Here is an 8917-nt window from a genome sequence, read left to right on the forward strand (position 1 = left end):
AACTGCAGTGCACCATTGCGGCTGATTATAACAGATGTTTAGCAGGAAAAGGGATATTTACACGTTTCTTAAGATTTTTATTAACTCAAACATCAAGAAAATTGATTTATTTCTATCGATTAACCCACTTGCGATCACAAAAACAGGGCGAATTCCGGCCATAACTTTACATATTCTCAGTAGCGGCCTAAAGTTAATCATATGATTGATTTATTATTTAGCTATTACTATTATTAGCATAAATTTTATTCATCTCTCCCCCTGCAGGGGAATTGTACTGAGTTTGGAGCCTATGTCCCATTCCACACCTCACAATCTGACACCAGCAATACCTGCCACCTCTCGCGGTGAACAAGCCCGTCAACAACTGATACAAGCGGCGACCGAGTTGTTCGGCGAACAGGGTTTGAAAGGGGCTACCACCCGTGAGATTGCTCAGCGGGCCGGCCAGAATATTGCCGCGATTACCTACTACTTCAATTCTAAAGAAGGTTTGTATCTGGCGGTGGCGCAACAAATTGCAGATTTTATCCAACAGGCTTTCGCGCCACTGGCATTGGAAATTGACCAGTTTCTGTTGCTACCGAGCCAGGAACAAAGCCCGGAACAGCAGTTGCATTATATCCGCCGCGGCTTATTAGAATTCAGCCACTTAATGACACAGCCAGAAACGCTAAATATCAGCAAAATCATGGCGCGAGAGCAACTTTCCCCCACAGATGCATACCCGCTAATTCATGCTCAGGCTATTTCTCCCTTACATCAAAAAATGAATTTATTGCTGGCGGCATTCATTGGTGCAGATGCAAGTGCTACAAAAACCATTCTTCATACTCATGCATTGATTGGTGAGGTGCTGGCTTTCCGTATGGCGCGGGAGACTATCCGTCGACAAGCCGGGTGGCTGGAAATCGGCGAGTCGGAAAGTAAGATGATTAATCAAGTACTTATCGAACATATTGACCTGTTGCTTTATGGGCTGCGGGCTAAAACATTAGGGTGAAATCACTGACCTGGTTGTCATAAAAATCGGTAACAGATAGGGAGCATTATGAATCGCAAGAAGATTATAGTGGCCGTCGTTATTGTCGCTCTGTTGGCGGCAATAGGTTACGGATGGAGTTACTATCGCCAACAACAAGACGCCATATTGACGTTATACGGCAATGTCGATATTCGTACCGTGAATCTGGGCTTTAGAGTCAGTGGCCGGCTAGCCTCTCTCACGGTCGATGAAGGCGATAAAATTCAGCCGGGTGAAGTGTTAGGAAAACTGGATGATGGCCCTTATGTCAACGCCCTCAAACAAGCGCAGGCGAATGTACAAAGTGCACAAGCTCAGTTAGCGTTACTCAAAGCGGGCTATCGGGAGGAGGAGATTGCCCAGGTCAGGTCTGAGGTTTCCCAACGCGAGGCTGCATTCAGTTACGCTGACAGCTTCCTTAAACGCCAACAAGGGCTGTGGGCCAATAAAGCCACTTCTGCTAATGAATTGGAAAATGCCCGCACCGCGCGTAATCAGGCTCAAGCCAATCTGCAAGCATCGAAAGATAAGCTGGCTCAATACTTAAGCGGTAACCGCCCGCAAGAGATTGCGCAAGCCGAAGCAAATCTGGCGCAAAGTGAAGCTGAATTGGCGCAAGCCCAGCTCAACTTGCAAGATACCACCCTACTCTCTCCTTCTGGCGGGACAGTACTGACACGTGCAGTTGAGCCTGGCACCATTCTATCTGCCAGCAACACCGTCTTTACGCTCTCTCTGACGGATCCTGTTTGGGTGCGGGCCTATGTCAGCGAGCGTCATTTGGGTCAAGCGATTCCTGGGACTGAGGTCGAAGTCTTTACCGATGGCCGCCCAGATAAGCCTTATCACGGCAAAATCGGTTTTGTTTCGCCGACCGCCGAATTTACTCCTAAGAGTGTGGAAACGCCGGATTTACGCACCGACCTGGTTTATCGCTTACGTATTATCATCACCGATGCCGATGAGTCGCTGCGCCAGGGTATGCCGGTCACTGTCCGCTTTGTACAACCTTAAGGTGGTATGAGCTATGAATGGCATCCAGCATCTTATTACTTTGGAAGGTGTCGAAAAATCCTTCCCCGGACTGGAGAGCCCTGCCGTTGCCAGCCTGACCACTGAAATTCGCAGCGGGGCAGTCACCGGTTTGGTCGGGCCTGATGGTGCCGGTAAGACCACACTGTTACGAATGTTGGCAGGGTTGCTCAAACCCAGTCATGGCAAGCTGACAGTTGTGGGTCTCGACCCGGTGGAAAATGATCGCCAGTTGCATTCAATCCTCGGTTATATGCCGCAAAAATTTGGTTTGTATGAAGATTTGACGGTGATGGAGAACCTGACACTGTATGCCGATTTACGCGGTGTTACCGGTGAACAACGCCGCCAGACATTTGAGCGCCTGCTGACTTTTACCGATTTGACCCGTTTTACTGAACGGCTGGCGGGCAAGCTTTCTGGCGGTATGAAGCAAAAACTGGGGCTGGCTTGTACCTTGGTGGGCCAACCGAAAGTTTTGTTGCTTGATGAGCCAGGTGTCGGTGTCGACCCCATCTCACGCCGCGAGTTATGGCGCATGGTTCATGAGTTGGCGAGTGACGGCATGCTTATCCTGTGGAGTACCTCCTATCTGGATGAAGCCGAGCAATGCCGCGAAGTTTTGCTGCTCAATGAAGGGAAGTTGCTTTATAGCGGTGCGCCGCAGGAACTTACACAGCGTATGCGTGGCCGAACTATTTTAGTCGCCGCCCAAACTGGAACTAACCGCAAATTATTACAGCACGCCTTGACGTTACCACAGGTCAGTGATGGGGTTATTCAGGGAAAATATGTGCGATTGATCCTCAAACCAGAAGTGGATCACAGTCAGGTATTATCCCTGTTAAATCAACCTAATGGCGAAATCATGGAGGCCGAACCGCGCTTTGAAGATGCCTTTATTGACTTGCTGGGCGGCGGCCCGGCCAGTGAGTCTGCTTTGGCAAAAATTATGCCCAAAGTCGAAGGTAGTCATGACGAAACAGTGATTGAAGCCCAAGAGTTAACCAAGAAATTTGGTGATTTCGCCGCCACCGACCATGTGAATTTTCAAGTAAAACGTGGCGAGATATTTGGCTTACTCGGGCCGAATGGCGCGGGTAAATCGACCACCTTTAAGATGATGTGTGGTTTGCTGGTTCCCAGTAGTGGCAAGGCATTAGTGCTGGGTATGGACCTGAAAACCAGCTCAGGTAAAGCACGCCAACATTTGGGTTATATGGCGCAGAAATTTTCACTGTATGGCAACCTGACAGTGGAGCAAAACCTGAAGTTTTTCTCCGGTGTTTATGGCCTACAGGGTAAAATCCAGCGCGATAAAATTGCCGATATGACGTCAGCGTTTAATTTCACGCCGATTCTCAAACAAACACCCGATTCACTACCGCTTGGATTCAAACAGCGCCTGGCGCTGGCATGCGCCCTGATGCATGAACCCGACATCCTGTTTCTGGACGAACCAACTTCAGGTGTTGACCCTCTCACTCGCCGTGAATTTTGGCTGCATATCAATGGGATGGTCGACAAAGGTGTGACGGTCATGGTCACCACTCATTTTATGGATGAAGCGGAGTATTGTGATCGCATCGGCCTGGTTTATCGCGGCAAAATCATCGCCGCAGGTACACCGGATGAGCTAAAACAGCAAGTTGCTACTGATGAAAATCCGAATCCATCGATGGAAGAAGCATTTATCGGATTGGTCCTGCGCTATGACCAGCAAAACGATAAGGAGCAGCAATCATGACCGAGCCACATGATTCCCATGTAAATAAATCGCCGGTAAATGAGAGTGAAACTTATCAAGACACCGGATTCTCCTGGCGTCGCTTACGGGCGCTGTGCAATAAAGAAACCCGACAAATTCTACGTGACCCAAGCAGCGGGCTGATTGCTTTTGTCATCCCCCTATTGTTGCTGTTTATATTTGGCTACGGTATCAATCTGGATTCGAGCAAGCTGCATATTGGCATTTTGATGGAACAACAGAGCCAACCCGCACAAGATTTGGCTAACGCCTTCGCCAGTTCGCCCTATATCTCGCCACAAATTAGTGATAACCGTCAGGCACTGATTCAGGTGATGCAGGCCGGTAAAATTCGTGGGCTTATTGTGATTCCCAATGACTTTGCCGAGCAACTTGCACGGCCTGAGAGTAAAGCCCCAATTCAGGTAATTACTGATGGCAGTGAGCCAAATACAGCCAACTTTGTGCAAGGCTATGCTCAAGGTGTATGGCAAATATGGCAACAGCAGCAGGCACAAAATCTGGGGCAAAAGAATGATCCGTTAATAGAGATTCAGGTGCGTTATTGGTTTAACCCTGCTGCCATCAGCCGACATTTTATTATTCCAGGTGCCATCACTATTATCATGACAGTGATTGGCGCGATCCTGACGTCGCTGGTGATCGCCCGCGAATGGGAACGCGGCACCATGGAGGCGTTACTGTCGACTCAGGTCACGCGCAGTGAATTGTTGTTGTCGAAACTTATCCCCTATTACGTGCTCGGCATGGTCGCTATGACGCTATGTATGGTGGTCGCGGTGTTTATCCTCGGTGTACCTTATCGTGGCTCATTGTGGATATTGTTTGTCATGACCAGCTTGTTCTTAGCCAGCACACTGGGCATGGGATTATTGATTTCGACTATCACCCGCAACCAGTTCAATGCTGCTATGGTGGCATTGAACGCCGCATTCCTGCCCGCGGTTATGCTGTCTGGATTTATTTTCCAAATCGACAGTATGCCAGCCGTTGTCCGCGCCGTGACCTATATCATTCCTGCCCGCTATTTTGTCAGTAGCCTGCAAACTCTGTTTTTGGCGGGGAATATCGGTACCGTTTTGGTGATTAACCTATTGTTCCTGATCGCATCAGCCGTGGTCTTTATTGGCCTGACAGCTTGGAAAACTCATCGTCGATTAGATTAAGTCGTCGACTCGATTAGCAGAAGGGAGTTGGCAATGTTTCATCGCCTCTACACATTGATTATTAAAGAGTTGCAGTCGCTACTACGTGAACCGCAAACCCGTGCAATATTAATCATGCCAGTGATATTGCAGGTGATCTTATTCCCATTTGCCGCCACATTAGAAGTGACCAATGCCACTATCGCCATTTACAGCGAGGATAGCGGTAAGGCCTCGGTCGAACTCACCCAGCGCTTTGCTAAAGCCGAAGCCTTTTCTCACGTCTTGCTACTGCACAGCCCACAAGAGATTCAGCCCGTCATTGATAATCAGAAAGCGCTGCTGTTGATTCGCTTTCCTGAGCAGTTCAGTGCGGATTTGGCAAATGGCAAAATGACTCAGCTACAACTCGTACTAGATGGGCGCAATTCCAACAGTGCTCAGATAGCGGCAAATTACATTCAGCAAATCGTGCAGGAGTACCAATTAGAATTGACTAAGGGGCAAGTTAAGCCCAATAACAGCGAGCTGGTGATTCGAAACTGGTATAACCCGAACTTGGATTACAAATGGTTTGTAGTGCCTTCATTGATTGCGATGATTACAACTATCGGCGTACTGATTGTGACGTCTCTGTCAGTGGCGCGAGAGCGAGAACAAGGCACGTTGGAGCAACTTTTGGTTTCGCCACTGACAACCTGGCAGATTTTTATCGGCAAAGCGGTTCCGGCGCTGATAGTGGCCACATTCCAGGCTACCATCGTGTTGTTTATCGGGATATTTTTCTACCAAATTCCTTTTGCAGGGTCACTGGCACTGTTCTACGGCACTATGTTGCTCTACGGCCTGTCGCTGGTCGGTTTTGGCTTATTGATTTCATCGCTATGTTCCACTCAGCAGCAAGCATTTATCGGCGTATTTGTCTTTATGATGCCGGCAATCCTGCTTTCTGGTTATGTATCCCCAGTGGAGAACATGCCCATCTGGCTGCAAAACATCACGTGGATCAATCCTATCCGCCACTTTACTGACATCACCAAACAGATTTATCTCAAGGATGCCAGTTTCGATATTATCTGGCACAGCTTGTGGCCGCTGTTGGTGATAACAGCCACGACAGGTAGTGTGGCGTATGGAATGTTTAGACGGAAAATTGCGTAGGGGATTTAATCGTTAGTACTGTATATCCGCTCACCAAAAAGCAAAAAGGACACCAATCTGGTGTCCTTTCAAATTTTGAGCAGTATACGCCGGGCGAATCTGCCGCGTAGCAGCTCTTAATCAACCCGCTTAGCGGCGGTTGCCGAAGATCCGCAGTAACATCAGGAACAAGTTGATGAAATCAAGATACAGAGTCAATGCGCCGACGATAGAATATTTACGGAAATTATCTCTATCATTAGAATCCAACTGTGCACCCATATTTTTCAGTTTCTGAGTATCGTAAGCAGTCAGACCAACAAACACCAACACGCCGATATAAGTGACAGCCCACATCAATGCCGGGCTTTTCAGCCAGATATTAACGATAGAAGCCAACACGATACCGATCAAGCCCATAAACAGCATGCTACCCATACCACTCAAATCACGTTTAGTGGTATAGCCATACACACTCATCGCACCAAACATCCCGGCACAAATAATAAATGTGCTGGCAATAGAAGCGCCGGTGTACATGATAAGAATGCTAGACAGTGTCAGGCCCGTCAGCGCCGAATACAACATAAATAGGCTGGTAGCCATTGAACCGCTTAAGCGGTTAACCATGCCTGAAATAACAAATACCAGACCTAATTGAACAATAATCAGCCCGAAAAAGGTGATCTGGCTGGAGAAGATAAAATTCATTACCGCAGGCGTGTTCGCTGCGTACCAAGCGACTACTGCTGTTAATAACAGACCACAGGTCATCCAGCCGTATACCTGCGCCATATATGCCTGAATGCCAGAGTTGGCACGTTCGACAATTGAACCATTAGAGCGTGGATAGCGATCCATGGTAGTTACCTTATGCATATAAATAATGATACAGGCTATCAACTGACAGCCCACCGACTCTTTAAGGGTACCACAGAAATAGGGCAAACAAGGGAGTAAAAATAGATGTTTAGGGCCGATCTTTACACGGGTTTACGTACAGTTTACCAACGCCTGGCAGCGGCATGATCACTGTCGCGTGATTCGACCCAACGTTCGCCGTCAGTGGTCGCTTCGCGTTTCCAGAATGGTGCCCGTGTTTTCAGATAATCCATAATAAACTCAGCCGACTCAAACGCCATACTGCGATGAGCACTGGTCACACCGACAAAAACAATTTCATCGCCGGGAAACAGCGGCCCCACCCGATGAATAACTGATACGCGCTGCAAGGGCCAGCGGCTGCGCGCTTGAGCAATAATTTCTTCCAGCGCTTTTTCTGTCATCCCTGGATAATGCTCGAGCGTCAACGCACTGACATTAGCCCCCAAATTATGATTTCGGACTTTGCCGGTGAAGGTGACCACCGCGCCATCTTCATCGCACTGTGACAACCAGATGTACTCCTCGCCGACATTAAATGCCTCCGGCCCGACACGGATACGCGTGTTGTCCATCATCAACCTCCGGTCACTGGTGGGAAGAAAGCCACTTCATCTCCCGCGACTAAAGGGTGCTGCATGTTGACCAGCGATTGATTCACCGCCGTGAGCAATTTACCTTCTTCAAGTGCTAACTGCCAGCGCTCACCCCGCTGACATAGGGATTGGCGCAAAGCTTCAACCGTTGGGAATTCCGCTGCCAGTTGCAAGCGATCGGTTCCCACCAGCTCACGCACCTGAGCAAAAAACAGAATCTGAATCATGGGTTCACCTTAAAATCACCGGATTTTCCGCCACTTTTTGCCAACAGACGAACCGGGCCAATTATCATGTCTTTTTGTACGGCTTTACACATGTCGTAAATAGTCAGAGCTGCAACAGATGCCGCGGTGAGGGCTTCCATTTCCACCCCAGTTTTACCGGTCAAGCGGCAACAGGATTCGATGCGAACTCTATTGTGTTCCGGTTGCGCTTCCAGTTGGACTTCCACTTTGGTAAGCAGCAGCGGGTGACACAGGGGAATTAATTCCCAGGTTTTTTTGGCCGCTTGAATGCCAGCAATTCGTGCTGTGGCAAACACATCACCTTTATGATGACTGCCCTCGATAATCATCGCTAATGTCGTAGCATGCATTTCAACAAAAGCTTCCGCTCGCGCTTCACGTACAGTGTCAGCTTTGGCGGAGACATCCACCATATGGGCTTCGCCAGCGGCATTAATGTGAGTCAGTTGGGTCATAGATAACCTTTGTTCTTGATATTGCAGCCGATCAGCCACCAATAAACGATAAATTCTGTGTGATACCGCTGTTGCCTTGATGCAAGAAATGAGTTTGCTTTTTGGTTTGCAATGCGCTTTGAATCCGCGCCATTAACTCATGTTGCTGGTCATCACTGGCCAACAAATCACGCAGCGTAATGCCCTGCTCGCCAAATAAGCATAAGTGCAGGTTTCCCAGCGCTGAAACACGCAGGCGATTACAACTCGCACAGAAATCTTTCTCATAGGGCATGATAAGCCCGACTTCGCCCAGATAGTCCGGGTGATGAAACACCTGAGCCGGGCCATCGCTGCGCGAGCGCTCTTGCTGCTGCCAGCCTTGCTGGAGCAATTGCTGGCGGATGACGCTGCCGGAAACATGGTGTTTGCGGAACAAATTGCCGCCCTCACCGGTCTCCATCAATTCAATAAATCGCAGTTGAATCGGGCGAGACTTTATCCAGTTGAGGAAAGCACCGAGATTCTTGTCATTAACATCCCGCATCAGCACGGCATTGATTTTGACTTTCTCAAAACCCGCATCAAAAGCGGCATCAATGCCTTGCATCACTTGATGAAATTTATCTTGCCCGGTGATGGCATGAA

General features: G+C 48.7%; 9 protein-coding genes and 1 pseudogene. 5 read left to right on the plus strand and 5 right to left on the minus strand.

What is annotated here, in order from left to right:
- Window positions 1-292 precede the first annotated feature (292 nt).
- The 5 genes from cecR to ACNSO8_RS01835 are packed head-to-tail and all read left to right on the plus strand — an operon-like array spanning window position 293 to window position 6130.
- Window positions 293-1003 (plus strand): transcriptional regulator CecR, encoded by a 711-nt coding sequence (gene cecR / locus ACNSO8_RS01815; RefSeq protein WP_019082704.1) that lies wholly within the window; start codon window positions 293-295, stop codon window positions 1001-1003.
- 48 nt (window positions 1004-1051) lie between these two features.
- Window positions 1052-2038: a secretion protein HlyD gene (gene hlyD / locus ACNSO8_RS01820; protein ID WP_057620971.1), complete on the plus strand. Its 987-nt coding sequence runs from the start codon at window positions 1052-1054 to the stop codon at window positions 2036-2038.
- 13 nt (window positions 2039-2051) lie between these two features.
- Window positions 2052-3803 carry an ATP-binding cassette domain-containing protein gene (locus tag ACNSO8_RS01825; protein ID WP_019082702.1) on the plus strand — a complete coding sequence of 584 codons (1752 nt, stop codon included), beginning with the start codon at window positions 2052-2054 and terminating at the stop codon, window positions 3801-3803.
- The gene (locus tag ACNSO8_RS01830) at window positions 3800-4990 is read left to right on the plus strand and encodes an ABC transporter permease (RefSeq protein ID WP_019082701.1); all 1191 of its coding nucleotides are present in this window, start codon (window positions 3800-3802) and stop codon (window positions 4988-4990) included. Before ACNSO8_RS01825 ends, ACNSO8_RS01830 begins: the two co-directional genes overlap by 4 nt.
- A 33-nt stretch (window positions 4991-5023) precedes the next feature.
- The gene (locus tag ACNSO8_RS01835; protein ID WP_005168094.1) at window positions 5024-6130 is read left to right on the plus strand and encodes an ABC transporter permease; all 1107 of its coding nucleotides are present in this window, start codon (window positions 5024-5026) and stop codon (window positions 6128-6130) included.
- A gap of 129 nt (window positions 6131-6259) precedes the next feature.
- Here ACNSO8_RS01835 and ACNSO8_RS01840 read toward each other — a convergent pair whose 3' ends face one another.
- The 5 genes and pseudogenes from ACNSO8_RS01840 to moaA all read right to left on the minus strand — a co-directional run.
- Entirely contained in the window at window positions 6260-6970 is a 711-nt protein-coding gene (locus ACNSO8_RS01840) for a Bax inhibitor-1 family protein (RefSeq protein WP_005158923.1), read from the minus strand.
- 143 nt (window positions 6971-7113) lie between these two features.
- The gene (gene moaE / locus ACNSO8_RS01845; RefSeq protein WP_026018031.1) at window positions 7114-7566 is read right to left on the minus strand and encodes a molybdopterin synthase catalytic subunit MoaE; all 453 of its coding nucleotides are present in this window, start codon (window positions 7564-7566) and stop codon (window positions 7114-7116) included.
- Window positions 7567-7568: 2 nt separating this feature from the next.
- A complete protein-coding gene (gene moaD, locus ACNSO8_RS01850) occupies window positions 7569-7814 on the minus strand; it encodes a molybdopterin synthase sulfur carrier subunit (protein WP_005168089.1) in 246 nt (81 codons plus the stop codon).
- On the minus strand, window positions 7811-8290 hold the full coding sequence (moaC, locus tag ACNSO8_RS01855) for a cyclic pyranopterin monophosphate synthase MoaC (RefSeq protein WP_019081107.1): 480 nt from the start codon (window positions 8288-8290) through the stop codon (window positions 7811-7813). Before moaC ends, moaD begins: the two co-directional genes overlap by 4 nt.
- A gap of 31 nt (window positions 8291-8321) precedes the next feature.
- Window positions 8322-8917, minus strand: a pseudogene (moaA, locus tag ACNSO8_RS01860) (GTP 3',8-cyclase MoaA); the annotation flags it as partial.

It is taken from the genome of Yersinia sp. LJYL362 (assembly GCF_048323875.1).